Source organism: Endozoicomonas atrinae, from assembly GCF_001647025.1.
Lineage (GTDB): Bacteria > Pseudomonadota > Gammaproteobacteria > Pseudomonadales > Endozoicomonadaceae > Endozoicomonas > Endozoicomonas atrinae.
Genome location: NZ_LUKQ02000668.1, coordinates 1 through 802 on the forward strand (window position 1 = coordinate 1; position 802 = coordinate 802).

Below are 802 nucleotides of genomic sequence, written 5' to 3' on the forward strand. Positions count from 1 at the left end.
GATTCAAATAGCCCCAATAACTCTTTTGTTCCAAGCTGCCCGGCTTCATTGAGTGCACGCTGTAAACTATCTTCAAGATTCAGCATGTTGCCTGAATCTATAGAAACTTCAATTTGCAAAACGATGCTTTTGGTAGAGCTGGAAATAACAGAAGCGGGCATGACAGTTAACTATTATGAGTGGTGTTCCCATAGTAGCTGTGAAAATAGAGTACTATTGTTTCAATCATTCAGAGAGAGCACCCTGCCGAAGATCCACTCGAATAGCACCTCACACACTGAGGGAAGATGCCATAGCTGAAAAATCTTCTCCAGAAAGAAGCGACGACGAATTACTCTCAGAAGAAGAAACGCACTCCCCGCAAAAGAAGACAACTCACAGAAAAAAAACTGACAACACTCAAAGTCAGCAAGAAAGAATAGATGCTGTCAGAGACATCATTCAGGCCTGCCTGAAAAAAACAGTAAAAAAAGCAGACATCGACTATACAATGAAACTTATATTGGATAGAAGTAATCACTGGAAAGATATGACATCACTTAGAACCAGCTTAAAACGGTGGTTTAGATGCCTTAAACCCCATATGACGGAAGGCTTTGAAAAAGAGGACATTACACGTGCAGAAAAGATTTTTTCAAGACTAATTGGGCTACATAAATTTCGACCCGACAAATTATACCAATCGCATTTTCTAAATCCTTAAGCTGCCGCCAACTATGCTTAGGCATCATTACCATGCATTATCTAGAACAGATGTCTCGTCGACCACAGCTACCCGAAGGTTTTAATGATGTTGATTTTC

The 802-nt window shown here is 40.3% G+C and carries 1 protein-coding gene; it reads left to right on the forward strand.

Features of this window, described 5'->3' with window-relative positions; all coding sequences use genetic code 11:
* The first annotated feature begins 175 nt into the window (after window positions 1-175).
* Complete coding sequence (locus AK963_RS29940) at window positions 176-703, forward strand: hypothetical protein (protein WP_066018829.1); 528 nt, start codon at window positions 176-178, stop codon at window positions 701-703.
* Window positions 704-802 lie beyond the last annotated feature (99 nt).

Excerpts from the sequence above, each read along its gene's own strand:
- AK963_RS29940 (WP_066018829.1), top strand. The coding sequence starts at position 176 with ATGAGTGGTGTTCCCATAGTAGCTGTGAAAATAGAGTACTATTGTTTC.